Source organism: Lysinibacillus sp. NPDC097279 (assembly GCF_044761745.1).
Lineage (GTDB): Bacteria > Bacillota > Bacilli > Bacillales_A > Planococcaceae > Lysinibacillus.
In genome coordinates this window covers 186,180-207,992 of record NZ_JBIWDA010000005.1, presented here as the reverse complement: position 1 = coordinate 207,992, position 21,813 = coordinate 186,180, and the positions used below count along the sequence as shown (strand labels likewise).

Here is a 21,813-nt window from a genome sequence, read left to right as displayed (position 1 = left end):
CGTCAAAATTACGGTGAGATTTGAGTGCCTTATTCATTCAAAAGTTATCACCTAAGTAAATGACAGACTATCACTTGCTTCGGTTCCCTTGATATTTGGCTGGTGAAATACCTGCTAAATAGCGCTAAATAATTTGAATCAATTCATCGTGTTCGTTTTTCAAAATTGTATTTAAATCATCCCAGACTTCATCTGGGAAGTTATAATCTGATAAATTACGAATTTCTATACCATATGCAGCTTTCGGCTTCTCGATGCGATATAGTGATAACAATGCACCATCCTTAGCAAAAGAACGATAAGCTCTCAAAAATTCTGGTGTAAGACAAGGAATACTTGATTTTACTTTCCGTCTCCAAAAACCCGTGCTTCGTTCTTTCTCACGAATTAACGAATTAATCACATTTGCAACAAGTAAATCCGAATCACTTAAATGGCGAAAATAAATCTTTGTCATTTTTTCTACATCCGAAGAACAATATACAAACCGATTTTGCAGTTTATTAAAAAATGGCGATGTAATCGGTTCTTTTTTATGGCTAATGTAAAGCAGTTCTCCTTGCTCCATTGCAGTCAGCTGATCTAGCCTCTTTTCATCCATAAAGTCTATCCAACACAATTCCTTCGACTCTGTAGCCTTTTTTACAAAACGAGGAACCTCCTCATCTGGTACATAATCAAACTGTGTATGCATATTAAATGATCCATCTTCATAGGAATGCTTAAGTAAAAGTAAGTGATGCAGTGGATCTAAAGCAGCCACAAATTGCGAAAGCTTAAGCCCGCTAAAAATAACAAATTTATCGACATCGTTCATATGAACATATATATGATACATAAAATCTTCAGCTGACTTTAATTTCTTAGCCACAACCATCACCCCATTCTTCACTTCATTATAAAACTAATCATCATTTTTTGAAACATTTTATGCTATTTGTCGTCAGAACAATATACTCAGGCGTAAAATTGTTTTTTGCGTTATAATGTTAATGTTCAACATGCGTATGTACGCATCTCTTTAAACTATTTTATTTTAGGTGGCTTTTATGGAAAATAAACGAAATTTCGTGAACCGTTTTGACTGGACGCTCGCTTTTATACTTTTCACTTTCCTTGTCATTAGTTTGTTAGCTATTGCATCTGCGCAAACTTCTGGACAATACGGCATTAACTACGTACCAAAGCAGTTACAGTGGTATGTAATTGGTGCAGTTATTATCGGCGTCATTATGTTTTTCGAACCCGATCAATATAAAAAAATGGCTTGGTATATGTATGGAGCAGGGATCGCCCTTTTAGTTTTACTTATTTTCATGCCGGAAGGAAAAGGTCAGATTGGTGAGCCTGTAAATGGAGCAAAAAGCTGGTTCCATACACCGCTCGGCAATATCCAGCCCTCCGAATTTATGAAAACTTTTTATATTTTAGCACTTGCGCGACTTATTAGTAAGCACCATGAAGTTTATTCTTTAAGATCTATCAAATCAGACTTCATTTTACTAGGCAAAATCGGTATAACGTTGATTATACCACTTGGTATTATTATGAAACAGCCTGACCTTGGATCTGCACTCGTTTTCTTTGCAATTACCGCAGCGCTCGTCATTGTAGCAGGTATTTCTTGGAAGATTATATTACCTACTTTTTTAGGGGGCGCAGTTATCGGGGGAAGTCTCCTTTGGATGGCGCTTTACATGCAGGACTTTTTAGAAAAAACATTTGGCTTTAAAGCTTACCAGTTTGCCAGAATTTATTCTTGGCTAGATCCTTATTCATATTCTTCTAGTGATGGCTACCATTTAATCACTTCCTTAAACGCCATAGGTTCTGGCGAAATTTTCGGTAAAGGTTTCCGTGGTCGCGAAGTATACGTAGCAGAAAATCATACGGACTTCATATTTACCGTCATTGGTGAGGAATGGGGATTTATTGGTGCAAGTATCGTAATCTGTATTTTCTTTTTGTTAATCTATCATTTAACAAAAACAACTCTTTTGTTAAAAGATCCTTTTTCAACTTATGTATGTGCAGGAATTATTGCTATGATTACCTTCCACGTATTCGAAAATATAGGCATGACAATTCAATTATTACCAATTACTGGTATTCCGCTTCCGTTCATTAGCTATGGAGGAAGTTCACTAATGGGCAATGCACTCGCCATTGGACTGGTCTTTAGCATGCGTTTCCATTATCGTACTTACATGTTTACAACGCACGATGAAGATGATTAAAAATTAAAAACTGAAATAAAAAAGAATGGATTGTCTTCATTTTAAAAGACGATCCATTCTTTTTTTGTAAAACGAGTTAAGCTTGAACTTGCGGAGTTTGCGTTGGTGGTGTGAGCACTTTTAAAAGTTCAAGTCGAGACTTCGTTACAGTGGCAGTCACACCCAACTTCGATAAATTCGAAACAATCTTTTTCAAATCTACTTCCTTCGTCATACATTCCACCTCAATCTTTCCTCGATTTTATATAACGTTTTATTTCCAAAAAAGTTTCAATATTCTATGTTATAGATGTCAGACAAGTCTATTTATATCTATCATACCATTTAACTCGTCTTTAATATTTTTCAATTTTGTTACAATGTAAATTATGTTTAATGACCATTTTGTACGGCAAAAAAAAACTGATTTGATTTAACTATATTCTTTGCACATCTCATAGGTTCTATTCATATTTCCTCATTATTTTTTTCATTCAATATGGATAGTTGGGACCAGTTAAAACCTCTACCAAAGGAGGGTATAGAAGAAGGAATATTTATTGTGGAAAAACCGCTAAGCGAAATAAAAAAGACTAAAAAAACTTTTTTACATTAGCTAACAAAAATGCTTTTCCTCCGTTTCCTTGTATTAGCAAGAACAAGAGAGGTAGAATATACATACTGAAATATTGTAAGAAAGCAGGAAATTAAATGATAAAACCAATTTTACTCTTAATGTCAGTACAATTTCTCGTCTACTTAGGCTTCGGAATTATTATTCCAGTCTTACCTGAAGTCATCGTGCAACACGACTGGCAAAACATTCATGTAGGCGGTTTACTGACAGTGTATTCACTTGCAAGTTTTTTTACTGCACCACTTTGGGGAAAGCTATCCGATAAAGTCGGACGTAAGCAACTTATTTTGACGGGATTGGTTGGATTCAGTCTCAGCTTTATCATTTTTTCAATTTTTATTGATAATTTAACGATGTTATACGTATCACGAATAGTTGGTGGCTTATTCTCAGGTGCACTCTATACAGCGGTAACAGGATTTATCGGTGACATGTCGAGCGAGGAAGATCGTAATAAATACATGGGTTTCATGGGCATGTCCATCGGTCTAGGTTTTATCTTTGGTCCTGCAATTGGCGGCATGCTAGGTCATTATAGCTTGCAATTACCATTCATCGCATCAGCAGTTTTAATTGCGCTATTATTTATTTATGCAATTTTCGTCTTAAAAGAACCAGAAAAACGAAAAGATGTAACAAAACGAGCAATTGTACCAAAAGGTGTTGGCAAAATGCTGCAATACCGTGTTCGTTATTTATTTATGTTTTCATTTTTAGTAACTTTTATGCTCGCAGGAGTAGAAGCAACATTCCAGCTTTTCCAAATTGATCGTATTCACATCACACCATTGCAAATTGGCTATTTATTTATGTTTAGTGGCTTTGTAGATGCTGCCATACAAGGAGGCGTTGTTCGTCGTATTAAAAATGGTTCGGAAACGTCATGGCTTATCGGAGCTCAAATCGTTACTGCAATCGGTATGCTTTTATTTACTTTAACGGGCAATCTATTGATGGCAGGATTTGCACTTTGTGTATTCACAGCTGGAAATGCCCTTGCAAGAACTTGCGTTGTGTCACTGTCCTCCAAAGAATCAGGTGGCCAATACGGAACTGCAGCAGGCCTCTCTTATTCTATGGACAATTTAGGACGTATTCTCGGTCCTCTATTTTTCACGTGGTTATTTACAGTGGAATCGAATCTTGGTTACTACATCGCTGCTGCAATCGCAATTATCTCAATTAGTTTGATGTTTATTTATCGAGCATCAAATAAAACTTTACGCTTTGAATAATTTACTTACAAAATGTCGTATCTTATAATAACAGACGTTTTTAATTATATTTGTTAAAAGCATTAATGTTTGAAAGTGTAAACTCGGAGGACACCGCATGAACAAAACGATAAATTTGTCACTACCTAAAGAGCTTTACCCATTACGTTCTGAAATTGAAAGTTCGCTGCTTCCAGCGATTATTATTTCGCCAGCTAAACGAACAACTTCATTAACAGAAAGTAAATTTGCCGGTGAACCTTATTTACCATATTATCAAACACTTCCAAAAGACATTACTGGTGAATCTATGCGTTTATTAGCTCAAATAAATTTTGCAGAAGTACCGCAAATACAAGGTTTTCCTACACAAGGGATTTTGCAATTTTTTATATCATCTAATATTTTTGCCAATGCAGCGTATTATAAAGAAGATATTTTTCAACAGTTTTATAAGGTACGATTTTACCCGACAGTAGAATCCTACATTACTATGCCAACACACCATCACCAATCACATTCCTCAAATAATTGGTTTCCTATTAATGAGGAGTTAGCATTACAATTCCACTCCACGTTAGAACCTGTTTCTGCGTTAGATTATCGTGCTGTGCATCATTTACCTAGCCTAATAGCTACTCTAAATTATGATGTTAATTTGCACGAAATATATTTACAGCATTTTTTAGGTGCAGGGGCAAAAATAGGTGGTTATGCATATTTTTTAGATGAGGACATTCGACATACGTCACAGCTTTTACAACGCTATGATGTCCTTTTACTACAGATTGATTCTAATGATGAGTTCGGTATTATGTGGGCAGATAGTGGCGTAGGGAAGTTTTTTATTAATCGTGAAAAACTGCTACAACAAGATTTTTCGGATATATTCTTTCAATGGGAATATTACTCCTAAGCTAGTGAGAGTCCCCTTCTCTTTTGAAGCGGCTTATCGACAGAAACATAATCGGCAAGCCATACCACTTGGAGGCTTGCCGCTTTGTTCGTTATAGTGCTCGCTGTCCTGACAAGACTCTAGCATTGTTTTTTCATCAATTTATAGAAGCGCTATGGATTACCTCTTCATATTTTGGGGTAATCTTTTCTATGGTAACAACAAATAGCGGACTCTTCTTTCTTTCCACCTGAAAAGTAGGCTATACTAAGTATTATATGAAATATAGTAGAGGGGTGCAGGAATGAGCATTTTTACAGATGTAGAATATCTAGTACCTTTAGTATTAATCTTTAACATCTTATCAGCGATGACCATTATTTTTTTAGAACGTAAAGATGCCACTTCTACATGGGCATGGATTCTTGTCCTATTTTTCTTGCCATTAGTTGGATTTATTTTATATTTACTAGTCGGCAGGCAACTGCGGAAGAAGCATTTGTTTCGGTGGGAAGGACGCAAAGATATTGGGATAGATAACCTGATTAGCTACCAAATTGATACGATTCGAGAGGATACATTCGAGTTTCGTATTGAAAATGCTGAAAATTATAAAGAGATGATTTACATGCATTTAAAAACGAACAATGCCGTACTAACACAAGACAACCATATTGCTATTTTTGATGATGGTGCGGACAAGTTTGAACAGCTAATAAGAGATATTGAAGCAGCAAAAGACCATATCCACATTCAATATTATATCTTTCGTTTAGATAATTTAGGTACGCGTCTTGTCGACGCAATGATCAAAAAGGCAAAACAAGGGGTAAAAGTGAGGCTCTTGTATGATGAAATGGGCTCCCGCAATGTTAAAAGAAGACATTTCAAAGAACTTCTTGCAGCGGGCGGTGAGGTTGAAGTGTTCTTCCCCTCCATATTCCCACTGCTCAATCCACGTCTAAATTTTAGAAATCACCGTAAAATCGTAGTTATTGATGGTCGTATTGGTTATATTGGAGGCTTTAATGTAGGAGATGAATATCTTGGACTCCAAAAGAAATTTGGCTATTGGAGAGATACTCATTTACGCATTGAAGGTAGTGCCGTCCATCCGCTACAAACACGCTTTTTGCTAGATTGGAATCAAGCTTCTGCACAGCAAAAAATGGGCTATTCAGATCGCTACTTCCCAGCGATTCCTAAAAAAGGTGATGTAGGCTTACAAATCGTTTCAAGCGGTCCAGACTCTGAGTGGGAACAAATTAAAATAGGTTATTTAAAACTTATTAATATGGCGAAAAGATATATTTATATTCAAACTCCTTATTTTATTCCAGATGTTAGTTTTTTAGATGCCATTAAAATTGCTACACTTTCAGGTATTGATGTTCGTATAATGATTCCAAATAAACCGGATCATATGTTTGTTTATTGGGCTACATACTCTTATGTGGGGCAGCTACTGCGCGCTGGGGCAAAAGTTTATATTTATGAAAAAGGATTTATTCATGCTAAAGCCATTATTATCGACGATGAAGCGTCTACAGTTGGAACTGCCAATATCGATGTACGAAGTTTCAGTTTAAATTTCGAAGTTAATGCATTTATTTATGATTCAACGATATCACATCAATTGGCAGAGCTATTTGAAAAGGATATTTTAGATTGCACGGAATTAACGTGGGAAATGTATCAAAATCGGTCGAACATGATTAAGTTCAAGGAATCGATTTCGCGTTTGTTAACACCAGTATTGTAGCTACTTAATAATGTTCACTGGATGCCGAGACAAAAGAAAAAAGTGTTAGATTGACTGGAGTCAATCTAACACTTTTTATGTTGTTGATTTCCGCTAAGACGGTTGCTTCTCCCCTGTTTTCCTAAGGATAGTACAACAACTTGTCGGTTTAACATCGACTAAAGCTATAGTCCAAGAATCTAGATAAAAGGGTCAAAACCGTGCGTAGCGAGGGTTGCGACTTACAGTGCGCCCACCTTTAGCGTAAATCAACGGTAGGATTCTCTTATTTTTTATTTCACGCCTAAATATTCTTCTAAAGTAAGATTTTGATCTTTAATTTTTTTAGCAATTTCGACCCCTACGTAACGGTAATGCCATGATTCATACATATACCCTGTAATGTCTTCTTTGTTTTGTGGGAATCGTAAAATGAAACCGAATTGTGCAGCATTATCAAATAGCCATTGTCCAGCTGGTGTTTCTCCAAACTCCTCAGTCAGCCATAAATCATCTTTGCCAACTTCACCAATATCAAATGCTAAGCCTGTTTGATGCTCTGAAAAACCTGGTCGTGCACTATAGCGGTCTGCAGCAGCCTGACCATCACGCTTTACATAGTTGTTATACAAAGTTGTTTGATACTCGTATGAACGATATCCACTAAACGCTACTAAGTTAAAACCTTGTTGCTTCGCTTCTGCAATCATTGTATTTAACGCTTGACGAGCCTCTGGACTTTCACCAGGTGCAAATGTTGATGGTAGTGGATATCTTTTATTTGCTAATAAAACGCCATCAATATAGGTAGGCTCTGTTGGTATCGTTTGATTTGGGTAATAGCCGTTTTCATCTGGCTGCTCTTGAGGCTCAGATGTATTATCAGGTGTTTTTGGTTGTTCTTTTGTTGACTCATCTTCATTGCCTTTTTGTGCTACTGGTTGTTCCTCATCAGATGCTACATTTACTTGGCTTTTTTTATAGTTTATAACTACAAAAATTGAAACGATCAATGCCACTGAAATAACAGCACCAATAATAAGTGGTAAACGACTTTTTTTCACTTTTTTTTGCCCCTTTTGTACAGATACAGGGTTGCTTAACTACCAGACAGGTCGTTTCATCGAGAGTTTGCGCAACCCTAAGACCTTTAATCAGTACGCCTCGGCATTAATGGCGTCCAGATTTATTGAGCCTGCTGAAAAAACTCTGAAAATCTGTGACCTTCGCCGGGACATTTCAATATGATATTTTTATTTTATCACTGTTCACATTTTTTAGTGAAGCTTTTCCCCTATTATTCTGTAAAAATGATAATAAGAACAACGATTGAAGCTATAGCGAAAAAGATAGACATATACTTCATCCATTTAGCTTCTTTAATATATCCCTGCTCTTTAAAGTTTTTTGCTCTGAAACCATTTGACATAGCAAACATGATAGTCATTGCTAGTACAGCAAAATTGAAGTTACCTAAAATGATAAATACAATGGCTGCGATACTAAAAACTGCAACAAGAATTGATGAAATCCATTTTGTGTTCATGCTGTTTTCCTCCTAAAAAAAATCGAGGCTACACAAGCGCCTCGACATAAATTCATTTATGATTTTGCTTTTTCGGGATGCTCCGAATAATATTTTCGACCAATATACGTTTGAAGAATTAGTAATGCACCACTGACAGACCAGTAAAGAGGTAGAGCTGCCATAGAGGACATAGAAATAAAGACAATCATAATTGGCGAAATGTAAATAAACATTTTCATTTGCTTTTTTTGTTGCTCTGGTACAGTCCATAAAGATACACGTGCTTGTACTAAATAAACAATCCCTGCAATAATTGTCATAACAATGTCTGGTGAACCTAAGCTAAACCATAAAAACTCATGTGACTTCACATCGGCAGAATATAAAATTGAAAAGTAAAGACCCATAATGATTGGCATTTGAATTAACATTGGTAAACAACCCATATTCAACGGATTGACACCATGCTTTGAATACAAAGCCATCATTTCTTGCTGGTATTGCATTTGTTCTTCTTTTGTCTTTGCTTCCTTCATTTTTTTCTGAACGGCTTCCATTTCTGGTTTGAAGGCATCCATTTTCGATTTCATTAATTGTTGCTGACGATAATTTTTCAACATAATTGGCATTAAGACCAAGCGGATAAGGACCGTAATGGCGATAATCGCTAAACCATAGCTACCTGAAAAAATATCATTTCCGAAAAACTCCAGTAAAAATTCCATAGGTTTTACAAAAACACTATAGAAAAAGCCTTCTTTGTTCTCAACTGCTTGACAGCCGCTTAATACAAAAACAACAAGACCAAGCATTGATAATAGCTTCAAATTTTTCATTTTTCCACCTACTATTATTTTTCAACTAATGTGAAGTATACCTTATAAAGACTACCTTTATCAAATAGCAAGCGCTACTTATCAATTCTTATACGTGTTATCGCAAACTTGGAACAATGGCGATCGGCTACATAAAAAAGATGCACGCTTTAGCATCGCTAATACGATCGCATCTTATAGTATGTTCATATAGTTAGCGCCAGTCATTTAATGTCCAAATTAGATTTATACGTTTTGCATCTCAGTCTCGTTCATTTCAAAACGATAAAACTCATGGTGTAGCTCATCACGGAAATGCTTTGGTGTTACACCTGTGTATTTTTTAAAAATACGTGTAAAATAGCTCTGATTACAAAAATGGAATTGGTCTGAGATTGACGTAATGCTTTTATTTGTATGTCGTAAGTAATATTGTGATTCTTCTACTCGACGAACATTTAAATATTCAACCAATGTTATGCCCACATGTTCTCTAAAAATACGTGATAAGTGACTAGTACTAATATGGAAGTTATTCGCGATACTTTCGACTGTTAAATCATTTTCTAACTCATCATTTATATACATAATCACTTTGTTGACTGTCTGATGACGGAAAGTCGGTTGTTTTCTATCTGCGATAAAATAAACAAAGAAATCGATTAAATCATCAGCAAATTGCAAAAATTCAGCGTCTTTCATTTGATTTTCAATCATATCATTACAAGCAATATTAAAAGCGAAGGCTTTCTTTGAAGGTACTTGATTGTCTAGTAATTTACGAGCAACAATCGACGCTAATACAGAAAAGTAACCTCTCACAATTTTAATAACTTGCTTGCCAAAACGTATAGAAAGAATATCAATTAATTCATGCAAAGATTTTTTTGCCTTCGCAGATTCTAAATGATAAATTTCAAATATTAACTTTGACTCAATATTAAAAAATTCTTCTACACCGACATATTGGTTAATATTATCGATTTCTTGGAAGTATCTTTTTGATATCGTTTCGGACATAGAATGTTGATGTAGTTGCATAATCTTCCCCATCTTTCCTCAGAGTGCACGAATTACATTACAATATTTGACATCGAATTGCAATTTCAAAATAAGAAAAAAGTATTTACTTATTTATCATATGAATTGAGTCCTATTACACAATTATATATTGAATATAGCTTAAAAATAACCCAACTTAAACACCAGTATTAAAAAAAAATATACTTTACAGTGAATTTTACCATATTCTGCGATTTCCTTTCAACCACATTTTGCACATCATTCTAGTTCTTATTTATCATATAAAGATAGTTGAAACCTTGTAAACTTATTAATAGACATTTAAATTTTACCATATACATAATAAAATTAATTAGTAATTAATTACTCCATATTGAATTTTATGTAAGCATTTATTCCGCTTTTTATTTTAGCAATCGACATATCTCTTTTTTATTCCGAAATCTTCTCTATATAATTTATACGAATATGTAGTAAAATAGATGATAATACTATTTTTAAAAGTTAAAACGAGGTGCTAATAGTGGATCCAAAACAAATAGAAGAAATCATGGAGATTATTAAGGAGTTTTTCCCTGAGAATACTTCAATTGCAATTTCCGATACAAATGAATACTTGTACTACCAACCGAGCAAAAAGGTTGATTTAAAAATTAAGCCAGGTGACCCTATTAAAGAAGGTTCAGCTGCACATAAGGCATTAAGCTATAATCAAAAAATCAGCACGTATATTGAACCTGATGTATTTGGTGTTGCTTACTATGGTATGAGTATTCCTTTAATGGAAGAAGGCGAGACAAAAGGTGCTATCACAGCCATCTTCCCGCAAAAACCATCTGCATTTTTAACAAACTATATCACGATTAAAATCGATGATTGTTGGTATCCAATTAAGCATGATCAAGTCATTTATCTTGAAACACAGCTTCGTAAAACATTTGTTAAAACAATGGGGCGTGAAGGCTATCACCGTTTAAATTTAAGTGATCTTGAGCTATTTTTAGCACCTGACTCATTTATTAGATGTCACCGTTCTTATATTGTAAACATTGATTACATTGATGAAATTCAGCCAGATTCACACTCAACGTTCTTATTAATAATGAAAGATGGTACGCGTATCCCTGTTAGTCAACGCTACGCAAGTTATTTCCGTCGTTCTTTAGGCTTCTAATATGCTCTAGTACAGCAAGCTCCTCTTTTAGGATAGCTTGCTGTACTTTTTTCGTTTCGAAACCTTAGCTCTACAATAAAACGTTTTCTCTGTCGAAAAATCAACCTTCCGCTCGTTTTTTCTTTGTTTACTTAATTTAATGCTAATTATAAAGTTTTTGTGACAAATTGGTGATAGTATTAATCAAATGGTTGGAGTCATACTACAACTGAATAAACAGAAAATTCATACAGGTTTTTTCTAGTTTTGTAATCGGTTTCCATCAAAATGATTTAGGGGAGGATTTTTTTATGGATGCAAATATTCAAAAACGCCTAGGTTTAAAAGAACTTGAAAGTAAAATTGTTTCTGCTGAAGCAGCAGCAGCACTTATTTCTAACGGTGATGTAGTTGGTATGAGTGGTTTTACTCGTGCTGGGGATGCAAAAGTTGTTCCAATGGCATTAGTTGAGCGTGCAAAAAATGAAGAATTTAAAATTGATGTATACACAGGTGCATCATTAGGGCCAGAAGTAGATAAATACTTAGCTGAAGCTGGTGCAATTCGTAAACGCGGACCATTCCAAGGAGACTCGGGTATCCGTAACTTAATTAACTCTGGCGATGTCCTATATGTAGACGCTCACCTTTCTCATAATGCTGAGCTAGTACGTCAAGGAATTATCGGACCAATTAAATATTTAATTCTTGAAGCAGTTGCTATTACTGAAGATGGTTTTATTATCCCAACAAACTCTGTTGGTAACTCACCAATCTTTGCACAATACGCAGAAAACATTATTATCGAGTTAAACATTTCTCATCCAGAAGCTTTAATTGGTATTCATGATATTTATGTACCTGGAGAACAAGGTAATCGTGAAGCTATTCCAATGACAGATGCTATGCAACGCATTGGTGAAATCGGTATCAAAGTTGATCCAGCTAAAATTAAAGCGATTGTTATTTCTGAAGAGCCCGATGCTCCTTCATTAATCGTACCACCAGATGAAGAAACACAAACAATGGCTAACATTCTATTAGACTTCTTCCGCGATGAAATTAAAGCGGGTCGTTTAACAAAACAATTAATGCCATTACAATCTGGTGTAGGTTCAGTAGCAAATGCTGTACTTGATGGCTTTGCAGATTCTGAATTTGAAGATTTAGTTGTTGCATCAGAAGTACTTCAAGATGCGGTATTTAACTTAATCGATGCTGGTAAAGTTAAATTCGCAGCTGCTACTTCAATTACACTTACTGAAGAATTACAGCAAAAAGTATACGGCAATTTAGAAAAATATGCTGATAAAATTTGCTTACGTCCACAAGAAATTTCTAACCACCCAGAGCTTATCCGTCGTTTGGGATTAATTTCAATCAACACTGCTCTTGAGTTAGATATCTACGGCAACGTAAACTCAACTCACGTATCAGGAACTCGTATGATGAATGGTATCGGTGGTTCTGGAGACTTTGCACGTAATGCACGTCTTGGTATTTTCGTAACTAAATCATATGCAAAAGGTGGAGCGATTTCTTCAATCGTACCGATGGTTTCTCACGTAGACCACACTGAGCATGATGTAGATGTAATTATCACTGAGCAAGGTATTGCTGACTTACGTGGTTTAGCACCAAAAGAACGTGTACCTTTAATTATTGAAAACTGTGCACACCCAGATTACAAAGAACAATTATGGGATTACTACAACCGTGCTATCGAAGCAACTGGTAACCAACAAACTCCTCACATTTTAGAAGAGGCTCTTTCTTGGCACGTAAACCTTGCGAAAAACAAAACAATGAAAAAAGAAATTGCTAAAGCTTAATTTTATCAATTTTCGAATGTCTAATAAGTTCAACTTATTAGGCATTCTTTTTTTGTCGAAAATGGTATAATAAACCCACTATGTCGTAATTTGTAGTGGAGGAGTTATGAAAAAATTTATCTATTTGATTATATTCTTTTCATTTTTTGACCTATTTACTCAGCTGCCTGTAATGAGTACATATGCAGAATCTTTAGGTGCTTCTGCCTTTTTAACTGGACTTGCTGTTGGTATGTATTCTCTTTCCAATACGTTCGGAAATATTATTTCTGGCTTTTTAACCGATCGTAAAGGACCTTTTATCATTTTAATTATTGGCCTTCTAACAACAGGGCTTTCGCTAACATTATATAATTTAGTCGAAGCACCACTTGCCCTTTTAATAGTCCGCTTTATTCATGGACTAGTTGCTGGTTTTATCGTTCCTGCTGCTTTCACATTTTTAGCTAATGCTACTGAGCAAGAGAAACGTGGCAAAGGCAGTGCTATTTCTGGAGCATTTGTAGGTATTGCAGCCATCATCGGCCCAGCCTTTAGTGGTATCTTAGCTAGCCGTACTAGTGTACCTTTTGTCTTTAATATTACGGCAAGTTGTATGCTACTATTAGGAATCCTTTCTTTCTTTTTACTCAATTCGAATAAAGTAAAAAAAGAAAAGTCTTCTTCTAGTACCTATATCCCTATTAGTGTATTTTTTAATAATGCAGGAACATTAAAGGCTTTCTCAGGCGCATTCTTTTTAATGTTTTCTCAAGGAGTCATTGCCTATTTATTACCTTTAAAAGTTCAATCTTTAGGTTTTGATTCACGCTTAAGCGGTACATTAATGAGTGCTTTTGGTATTGTTGCTGTACTAGTATTTATTTTACCGAGTAACCGCATTTTCGATAAAGTTGCCCCAGTTAAAACATTATCGCTTGGCATTGCTTTAATGGGCTTAAGTCAAATATTGATCAGTCAGGCTGATTCGAGTATGTTACTTTACATAGCAATGGCTTGTTACGGCATTGGTTTCGGTTTGCTGTTCCCGTCTGTAAATTCATTATTAATTGACTCTACGACTGTTGAAATCCGTGGGAAAGCATACGGATATTTTTATGCCTTTTTCTCATTAGGAGTGGTTCTAGGCTCCTCATTACTTGGATGGTTATCACTTGGTGTAGTCAGCGGATTTATTTTCACAGGAATTGTGTTAATCACTTTCGCTGGTGTTACCCTTATTCCAAATAAACAAGGGCTCTTCCACAAGCCGCTCTAAGAAAAAACCACTTCGCTTGCGGCTAATACAGTGTCATTCCGTTAATTTTCAGAATTATTCGAGTGCCTGACACCCATTCAACACTCAAAAAACCTTCTCATAGCTAAATGAGAAGGTTTGTTTTTTTATTTTTCTTTTTCTTGGATTTCTTCATTGTAGAAATGAACGCCTGTATGTCCTCCGCCTTCGGAAACCATTTCGTTTGACGCTAACTTTGTTGGCGCTGTCCCTGCTTCCGTTGCTACTTCAGAAGTGACACGTTCCGCAATTCGATCATCCATATTAACATTTGATGTATTCAGAAAAGATTCAAGTTTGGACTTTGCATTGTTGAACATTTCACATGCTTTATCACGATTCTCTTTTTTACTTAAATAAGATGCTGCAAATCCTGCTAATCCAGCAAGCACAACACCTGTACCTTTACGCTTTGCCATAATAAATCCCTCCTAAAAATATAGAAACTAGCCTTGTACTATAGCTTTTCCCTATTCTGTGAGGACTAAACATTATTTTTTTCCTTGATATAGCATATCTAAATGTGGCAAGCTGTCGTAAATATAAGGCTCTGAGACTTGTTGAAAGCCAAAGGAACCATAAAATTTTTTTAAATATTCCTGTGCCTGTATAAATACCTCAGAACCTGGCCATCGCTGTTCAATTATATCTAATGCTAATTGAATCATTTCTTTCCCTAGTCCTGTCCCACGCATTTCCTGACTCGTAATAACTCGCCCAATCGAGGCCATTTCAAATTTTTCACCAGGGGGCAATATACGCGAATATGCGCATAATTTTCCATTTTTAACATATGATATATGTATAGAGTTTTGATCATGGTTATCTAAATCCTCATAGCATGTTTGTTGCTCAACAATAAAAACATTTACTCGTAGCTGAATAATTTTATACAGTTCTTCCGTCGTTAATTCATCGTACGTCTGTATTTTCCAAGACATTCGCAATCACTCTCCTACTCGTTATTATCACATAATTCTAATCTTTTTCGTAATTCTTTATTATTTTGTACTTATATATGATTAACACTGACAATATGAGGGAAATAATACAATAATACAATCGATAGGAGGATGTTTTTATGAAAGATTTAGATTTAGTATATGATTGGGTAGATATGGCTTCATTAGTTGGAGGCGCAGGCTTCTTAACAGTACTTATTTACAGTGTCCTATTCTTTTAATATGTGTAATGAAAAATTTCTTTATTCAACCTAAAAAGCAATCCGCATTATAGCTAAGAGCTAAATCGCAGATTGCTTTATTTTTATTGTTTTACATCATTATAAGCATCTGATTTTTCAAATGCTGCGACTACATATGAACAAACAGCTACCATTTTATAATTATTTTCACGAGCATAATCTGCTGCACGATCCAATAATTTTTTAGCTACCCCTTGACCACGAAGCTTGTCTGAAACGTAGGTGTGATCCATGACCATTACTTGACCTTCCTGTTTCCACGTAATTTCCGCTAACTGTTCCCCATCCTGCTTATAAACAAAAGCTAGTTTGTTTTCCGTTTCATTTTGTAATTGGAATTCCATTTCTCACCACTCCTTTTTTTCATAGTACCATAGCTATTTGCATTTTTACAAAAATAGTAGATACGTTTTTATTGTCATCCATCATACCGTTTATACTAAAAAAGACTGCAGATAAGCCAAGGACATATGACTTTATCTACAGTCTGAAGCACTCTACCTAATGGCAAAGCACGCTTTCATTTAATTAAACCATGTTGAAATTGTATCTTTTAAATTTGCAAAGAAATTTTTCACACTCGTCCAGAAACCTTCGTCTTCCATCAATGCTCCAAACTTCTCTTGCAATGTATTACTAATATCATTTAGTTGTTCTGACCATTTACTAAAATCAATATCTAGTTTACTAATTTTGTCCATTAAGTCTACTAATAGCTGACGATCTTTTTCGCTCAAATTTACTTCTAGTTTTTCTAATTGCTCTTGTACAATTTTTTCAACATCTTCACGTGTTTCAGGCTTTACTTCAGCAATTTGTTTTTTAATTTCTGTAAGTAATTCCGCAACCTTTGCATCATCAACGCCAGCAGAATCAGCTAGTTTAGTTGCTACGGACAGTTCTTCATTGGCAACGTCTGTACGGTCTATATCTAACGTTTCGCCTGTTGTTACCTCATAGGCTTTATATATACCTACAAGCGCAGAGTGACCTGTTACAGGCTTTGGAGCTGCCACTTGAACTGTTGCATCCTCAATACCCGCTGTCAACATTGCATTTGCATACATTTCAGAAGTGACTTGTGTAATATTTGATGGTGTGACAATTTCAATAACTAAGCCTTTTCCAGCATCCTTACGCGTAATTTTTGCAGAAGAATACATACGTGAGCTTGCATTACTATCTTTAATGTATTTAGCTAAGTCATTCCCTGATACTGTTATTTCCTCAACTTCAGGATCTTCATTTACTTTTAACGATTTTTTTACAGATTCTTTTTCGGTCTCAGATAGGTTTGCGCCATATACGACAATTGGTACACCTAATTTTTCATCAATTGCTTTCGGCGGCGTATTGTCTGCTGCAAATCCTGTTGACGGTGCTAGCATACCAAACACTAGCATCGTAGCTACTAGTATTTTCCCCCATGTTTTTTTCAAATTGTGTGACCCCTTTCGCTAGAAATCATATAGCCTGTATAATGTATGTCACTATACAATTATTAGTACGAAAAAATGACGAGAAGGTTTCAGGCATGGTTCTCGTCATTTTCTATATTTTAAAGAAATTAAATTTCTTCTGTCCAGCCATCTTGCTGCTTCACTTTACCAGCCTTCATTAGTGTTCCAAGCGCACGTTTAAATGCCGCTTTACTCATATTAAACATTTCTTTAATTTCATCTGGAGAAGACTTATCACTAAATGGCATTTTCCCGCCAACATCTTGCAAATAGCTTAATATTTGCTGTGCATCTCCTGTGATGCGCTCGTGTTTTCGAGGTAAAAGAGACCCGTTCATTGAGCCATCATCTTTTATATCAATAATTCGCACTTCTACATCTTGTCCAAGACGTGGTTCCGCATAACGTTCTGATTCATGCACGAAAATACGATAAGGTTGTTCTACCCCTAGTAAAAATGTGCCTACAGGTAATACACGATACGGACGAGCCGTAATATTTTTATTGTGCATATCTTCAAATGCACCTTCGTACAGCTCTGAAATCTTTTCCTCCGTTACTAAACGACCGAATAAATCTCCATTTCGATCTGTTCGTAATGTCATAAATAAATGGTCACCTGGTTCTGGCCACACTTCTTTAACAGCAGGTAGGTCCTCTGCTTGTACAAGCACTTCACGAGAAGTACCAATATCTACAAAAGCACCTTCGCGCTCTACAACACGAAGAACGCGTGCCCAGCCGTATTCACCCTGTGCAAATGCAGGAATAGCAGTAGTAGCTGCTAAATCACCACGTCGATCCGCAAATAAAAACACTTCAAGACGATCCCCTACAGCTAGCGGTTCTGTGACCTCAGAAGCATTCAATGGTAGTTCAACTACCCCATTTGTTAAGATCCATTTCGATGCTTGTTGCTCTAACACTGTTAAAGTAACAACTTCACCTGATTTTAATTCGTTCATCAATGTCTTCCTTTCCTTCATACCATCAATTTCGCAAAATATATAATTCCGTACTTAATGCATATACTTCAAAGCAACGAGCACAAGGACACAAATATAGGTTATACAAGCAGCTCCTCTAACATGGAGATTATAGCGTGAACATAATCTCTTATCTTATAGATTGTGCTGTTTTCTTGATGCTTCTAGCTTTTTTGCGATGTCTGGATTTTCTTCCATTACTTGCACAAGTTCCGCAATACGATCAATTGAATTCCAACTCAAATGATGCTCTATTCCTTCTACATCATTGTAAATACGCTCTTCATCTACACCAATGATTCGCAAAAATTGTTCTAGCAGTTCATGTCGTTGCACAAGACGTTTCCCAAGTTGTTCTCCTCTTGGCGTCAATGTAAGACCACGATATTTTTCATAAACTAAATAACCATCTTTATCTAATTTTTGAACCATCTTAGTAACAGAAGAAGGAAGAACAGATAATGCTTCAGCAATGTCAGACACACGAGCATAACCTTTATTAGCGATCAATAAATATATTTGTTCGATATGGTCCTCCATACTAGGTGTTGGCATATCTTATTCCCTCTCTTTCCTATTCTTACTCTCTAGTTTACTACAAGCTTGCCTTAAAAGTTAACTGAAAATACATAACCAAGTTAAACACTTCTTTGAAACATAAAAAAAGCCTACTTCACTATAGAAGTGGGCTCTTTTTAATGTCGAGGATACTTATTTACCACATGTAATGCATGAATAATTTCTCTGTTAATCAACTCGATATTTTCAGGAGTATTCAACGCTTTAAATGCTTCATCTCGCGTTTCCATAGATGTAACATACTTACTTGCCAAAGCATTTAATGCAAGTGCCACTGTATCAAATTCGCAGTTTTGACATTTACAAAATGTTTGATATTCTGGTCCTCGAAGTAGAAAACTTACTAAACCACGCACAATTTCCTCTGTAACATTTACTAAAATAGGTTCTGACATATAAAACTTTCGCCTCATTTATAATGTATTGTTACATTTTTCCTCTATTAATAATAACGTGAATTTTATCACTTTTCAAGAATCGCTAGTAGCATCTATATAACAATAATAAATAAACATTGTAACGATTATTTACCTACAGAGAAAATTTACGCAATTCTTTTTACCTATTATTTTCTCGTTTTTATAAGCCTTAAAGAATTAAATACAACGAGTAATGTTGCACCCATATCTGCAAAAATGGCAATCCATAATGTTAGCCAACCTGGAATAACAAGTAATAGGGCAATTAATTTTAAAGCTAGTGCAAATATAATGTTTTCTTTAATAATTCGTAGTGTTTTTCTGCTAAGAGCTATCGTATACGGTAATTTCGTTAAATCGTCACCCATTAGCGCAATATCAGCTGTCTCTAATGCAGCATCTGTACCTGCGCCACCCATCGCAATCCCTACATTAGCTGAAGCCAATGCTGGCGCATCATTCACACCGTCTCCAACCATTGCGACAGCTCCGTATTTCGTGCGTAATTCTTTAATAGCAGATAGTTTTTCGGCAGGAAGTAACCCTGCTCTTACATCGCTCATACTTAATGTAGAGGCAATCGCTTCAGCAGTAGATTTGGCATCTCCTGTTAACATCACCGTATGCTTTACCTTTAAAGTACTTAATTTTTCTAGTACTTTCTTACTTTCTGCACGTAACTGATCAGCAATAGCTATTAATCCTATAAATTGACTATCACTAATAGCTGCTACTACAGTCTTACCCTGTTTTTGAAGTTGATGAACCTGCTCCTTAACCGTTGCGTCAACTGTCGCTAACGTTAAAATCCAATTCATGCTTCCTACGTAAACCTTCTGACCGTCTACTGTTGCATAAGCACCCTTACCAGTTACGGATTGAAAGTCTGTAGGAACAAGCTCTGTCAGCTCTTTCTCATGTAATGCCTTCAATATAGCTTTTGCTAATGGATGCTGAGATTGCTTTTCAACTGCTGCAACAAGCTGTAATACATCATTTTCTAGCATTTCCTTATGTGTAATAATATCTGTTACAACAGGCGTTCCTTTTGTTAATGTTCCTGTTTTATCAAATGCAACCGCATCTATATGACCTAATTGCTCTAAGTGAATACCACCTTTTATAAGAACGCCTTGTCTTGCAGCATTCCCGATAGCGGTTACGATTGCCACTGGAGTCGAAACAACTAGCGCACACGGGCAACCAACAACAAGAACTGCTAACCCTTGATAAATCCAGTGTTGCCAATCTCCTACAAAGAATGGTGGAACAATGGCTACAAGAAGCGCTACAAGCATTATTGCAGGTGTATAGTATTTAGCAAAACGATCTACAAATTGTTGTGATGGAGCCTTTTCTGCCTGTGCCTCTTCGACTAAATGAATAATCTTTGCAATCGTTGTATCCTCTACACGTTTCGTTACACGTACCTCTAATGCGCCTTCTTCATTCAACGTTCCTGCAAATACCTCGTCACCAACTGATTTATTGACAGGAATTGATTCACCTGTAATGGCTGCCTGATTAACCGCAGATAACCCCGCGATGACAATGCCATCCATTGCAATTTTTTGACCAGGCTTCACCATTAAAATATCGCCAATTTCAATCTCTTCTGTTGCTAACTCCATCTCGTGGAAATGTTCACCGTGTGCTCGTTTAATAGTGGCAGTCGGTGGAGCAATATCCATCAACTGACGAATCGATTGACGCGCCTTATCCATTGAGTATGCTTCCAGCGCTTCACTTACTGCGAATAAAAAGACAACAACGGCCGCTTCTTCCCACTCGCCGATTATGGCAGCGCCAATTATAGCAATGGTCATAAGCGTTTTCATATCAAATTCTAGTCGTGCAAGGTTGCGGAAGCCAGTTTTGAAAATTTTCACGCCCCCGACAATAATTGCAATAATAAACATCGCAATGGTCAACAAGTCTTCTTCTCCACGAACAGAAGATAATAGATAGCCAACGACAACGAATAGCAGTGAAACACTAGCTAATATGTTCTCCGTTTTCTTATAAAAAGGAATTGTACCTTCACTTGCCTTTGTCGCAGATTGCGAAACTTTAATGCCATCAAATGCACCTGCTTCTTCGATTTGATCGACACTAGCTGCTCCTACAATCGTTATTTTAGAAGCGCCGAAGTTTACTTGCGCATCTTGAACATCAGGAATAGCTTTTACATTTTTTTCGAATTTAGCTGCACAGCTGGCACAGGATAAGTTTTGTAGACGATACTCTTGCTTACTTGGTGTCACTGCCATTGGCAATCCCTTCTTTCGCATGTTCATAGGCAATCGTTACAATTTGGTATACATGCTCGTCGGCTAAAGCGTAATACATTTGCTTCCCCTTACGATGCGATTTCGCTAAACTATGTTCTTTTAAATAACGTAAATGATGGGATGCTGTTGCTACAGATGAACCGATAATTGTCGCAACATCACAAACACATAATTCATCTTCTACCGTTAAGGCATACGCTATTTTGAGTCTTGTTTCATCAGATAATGCCTTTAAAAATTTGGCTACGCCTGATAAGTCTGGCATTTGCTGCTGTACTTTTGTGACCGCTTGTTCATTAACATGCGTCACTTCACATACTTCTTTCGTCAATTCCTCACCTCATTCAAATATTCGTTTGATTGTTTTAATATAGCATAATATTCCATCATATTCAAACAGACATTTGAATGTATATGATTACTATCACGAATGTATAATAAATTGTTTGAGAATTGTTTGGGTGCCTGGCACTTAAACATCCACTCCGCTTTCCGCGGGCACGACGTAAGCCGCTTAGAAGTCTAGGTGGTTTTTTCTTAGATA

The 21,813-nt window shown here is 36.1% G+C and carries 22 protein-coding genes; 7 read left to right on the top strand and 15 right to left on the bottom strand.

Translation table 11 applies throughout. The features are described 5' to 3' along the window. Positions 1-124 precede the first annotated feature (124 nt). Positions 125-877 (bottom strand): hypothetical protein, encoded by a 753-nt coding sequence (locus ACIQ1H_RS18895; protein ID WP_228134191.1) that lies wholly within the window; start codon positions 875-877, stop codon positions 125-127. A 172-nt stretch (positions 878-1,049) separates the two neighbouring features. On the opposite strand from ACIQ1H_RS18895, the gene ACIQ1H_RS18890 reads away from it, so the two are divergent. Next, positions 1,050-2,237, top strand: a complete 1,188-nt coding sequence (locus ACIQ1H_RS18890) for an FtsW/RodA/SpoVE family cell cycle protein (protein ID WP_228134192.1) — start codon at positions 1,050-1,052, stop codon at positions 2,235-2,237. A gap of 76 nt (positions 2,238-2,313) precedes the next feature. Here ACIQ1H_RS18890 and ACIQ1H_RS18885 read toward each other — a convergent pair whose 3' ends face one another. Continuing rightward, positions 2,314-2,451, bottom strand: a complete 138-nt coding sequence (locus ACIQ1H_RS18885) for an Lmo0850 family protein (protein ID WP_004232019.1) — start codon at positions 2,449-2,451, stop codon at positions 2,314-2,316. Between the two features lie 476 nt (positions 2,452-2,927). Between ACIQ1H_RS18885 and ACIQ1H_RS18880 the strand changes: the two genes are divergently transcribed. The 3 genes from ACIQ1H_RS18880 (at position 2,928) to cls (ending at position 6,724) form a co-directional block, all read left to right on the top strand. After that, a complete protein-coding gene (locus ACIQ1H_RS18880; RefSeq protein WP_402890966.1) occupies positions 2,928-4,088 on the top strand; it encodes an MFS transporter in 1,161 nt (386 codons plus the stop codon). 97 nt (positions 4,089-4,185) lie between these two features. Then, positions 4,186-4,983, top strand: a complete 798-nt coding sequence (locus ACIQ1H_RS18875; protein WP_402890963.1) for a YwqG family protein — start codon at positions 4,186-4,188, stop codon at positions 4,981-4,983. Positions 4,984-5,266: 283 nt separating this feature from the next. Beyond that, complete coding sequence (cls, locus tag ACIQ1H_RS18870; RefSeq protein WP_402890960.1) at positions 5,267-6,724, top strand: cardiolipin synthase; 1,458 nt, start codon at positions 5,267-5,269, stop codon at positions 6,722-6,724. A 272-nt stretch (positions 6,725-6,996) separates the two neighbouring features. Here the strand turns inward: cls and ACIQ1H_RS18865 are convergent, their stop codons facing one another. From ACIQ1H_RS18865 to ACIQ1H_RS18850, 4 genes are all read right to left on the bottom strand, one after another. Beyond that, complete coding sequence (locus ACIQ1H_RS18865; RefSeq protein WP_402890957.1) at positions 6,997-7,767, bottom strand: M15 family metallopeptidase; 771 nt, start codon at positions 7,765-7,767, stop codon at positions 6,997-6,999. A gap of 233 nt (positions 7,768-8,000) precedes the next feature. After that, positions 8,001-8,249, bottom strand: coding sequence for a hypothetical protein (locus ACIQ1H_RS18860; RefSeq protein ID WP_402890955.1), 249 nt, complete (start codon positions 8,247-8,249; stop codon positions 8,001-8,003). A gap of 56 nt (positions 8,250-8,305) precedes the next feature. Beyond that, positions 8,306-9,067 carry a membrane protein insertase YidC gene (gene yidC / locus ACIQ1H_RS18855; protein WP_402890953.1) on the bottom strand — a complete coding sequence of 254 codons (762 nt, stop codon included), beginning with the start codon at positions 9,065-9,067 and terminating at the stop codon, positions 8,306-8,308. A 225-nt stretch (positions 9,068-9,292) separates the two neighbouring features. After that, positions 9,293-10,087: a helix-turn-helix transcriptional regulator gene (locus tag ACIQ1H_RS18850; protein ID WP_173479406.1), complete on the bottom strand. Its 795-nt coding sequence runs from the start codon at positions 10,085-10,087 to the stop codon at positions 9,293-9,295. Between the two features lie 505 nt (positions 10,088-10,592). Here ACIQ1H_RS18850 and ACIQ1H_RS18845 point away from each other — a divergent pair. The 3 genes from ACIQ1H_RS18845 (at position 10,593) to ACIQ1H_RS18835 (ending at position 14,312) form a co-directional block, all read left to right on the top strand. Further along, the gene (locus ACIQ1H_RS18845) at positions 10,593-11,243 is read left to right on the top strand and encodes a LytTR family DNA-binding domain-containing protein (RefSeq protein ID WP_173479405.1); all 651 of its coding nucleotides are present in this window, start codon (positions 10,593-10,595) and stop codon (positions 11,241-11,243) included. Positions 11,244-11,533: 290 nt separating this feature from the next. Then, positions 11,534-13,054 (top strand): succinyl-CoA:acetate CoA-transferase ScpC, encoded by a 1,521-nt coding sequence (scpC, locus tag ACIQ1H_RS18840; RefSeq protein WP_402890951.1) that lies wholly within the window; start codon positions 11,534-11,536, stop codon positions 13,052-13,054. A gap of 106 nt (positions 13,055-13,160) precedes the next feature. Beyond that, positions 13,161-14,312: an MFS transporter gene (locus ACIQ1H_RS18835; protein WP_173479403.1), complete on the top strand. Its 1,152-nt coding sequence runs from the start codon at positions 13,161-13,163 to the stop codon at positions 14,310-14,312. Positions 14,313-14,437: 125 nt separating this feature from the next. Here ACIQ1H_RS18835 and ACIQ1H_RS18830 read toward each other — a convergent pair whose 3' ends face one another. The 9 genes from ACIQ1H_RS18830 to ACIQ1H_RS18790 all read right to left on the bottom strand — a co-directional run bounded on the left by ACIQ1H_RS18830 (position 14,438) and on the right by ACIQ1H_RS18790 (position 21,600). After that, positions 14,438-14,749: a hypothetical protein gene (locus ACIQ1H_RS18830; protein WP_173479402.1), complete on the bottom strand. Its 312-nt coding sequence runs from the start codon at positions 14,747-14,749 to the stop codon at positions 14,438-14,440. 72 nt (positions 14,750-14,821) lie between these two features. After that, complete coding sequence (locus ACIQ1H_RS18825; protein WP_402890947.1) at positions 14,822-15,271, bottom strand: GNAT family N-acetyltransferase; 450 nt, start codon at positions 15,269-15,271, stop codon at positions 14,822-14,824. A 325-nt stretch (positions 15,272-15,596) separates the two neighbouring features. Further along, positions 15,597-15,878 carry a GNAT family N-acetyltransferase gene (locus ACIQ1H_RS18820; protein ID WP_337980311.1) on the bottom strand — a complete coding sequence of 94 codons (282 nt, stop codon included), beginning with the start codon at positions 15,876-15,878 and terminating at the stop codon, positions 15,597-15,599. Positions 15,879-16,058: 180 nt separating this feature from the next. Beyond that, positions 16,059-16,973, bottom strand: a complete 915-nt coding sequence (locus tag ACIQ1H_RS18815) for a DUF1002 domain-containing protein (protein WP_402890943.1) — start codon at positions 16,971-16,973, stop codon at positions 16,059-16,061. 128 nt (positions 16,974-17,101) lie between these two features. Beyond that, entirely contained in the window at positions 17,102-17,959 is an 858-nt protein-coding gene (locus ACIQ1H_RS18810; protein ID WP_337980310.1) for a CvfB family protein, read from the bottom strand. 156 nt (positions 17,960-18,115) lie between these two features. Then, complete coding sequence (mntR, locus tag ACIQ1H_RS18805) at positions 18,116-18,535, bottom strand: transcriptional regulator MntR (protein WP_173479397.1); 420 nt, start codon at positions 18,533-18,535, stop codon at positions 18,116-18,118. A gap of 140 nt (positions 18,536-18,675) precedes the next feature. Beyond that, positions 18,676-18,954, bottom strand: coding sequence for a late competence development ComFB family protein (locus ACIQ1H_RS18800; protein ID WP_173479396.1), 279 nt, complete (start codon positions 18,952-18,954; stop codon positions 18,676-18,678). 170 nt (positions 18,955-19,124) lie between these two features. After that, positions 19,125-21,248, bottom strand: coding sequence for a heavy metal translocating P-type ATPase (locus ACIQ1H_RS18795; RefSeq protein ID WP_402890939.1), 2,124 nt, complete (start codon positions 21,246-21,248; stop codon positions 19,125-19,127). Next, positions 21,229-21,600, bottom strand: coding sequence for an ArsR/SmtB family transcription factor (locus ACIQ1H_RS18790; RefSeq protein ID WP_340822021.1), 372 nt, complete (start codon positions 21,598-21,600; stop codon positions 21,229-21,231). Before ACIQ1H_RS18790 ends, ACIQ1H_RS18795 begins: the two co-directional genes overlap by 20 nt. Positions 21,601-21,813: the final 213 nt, after the last annotated feature.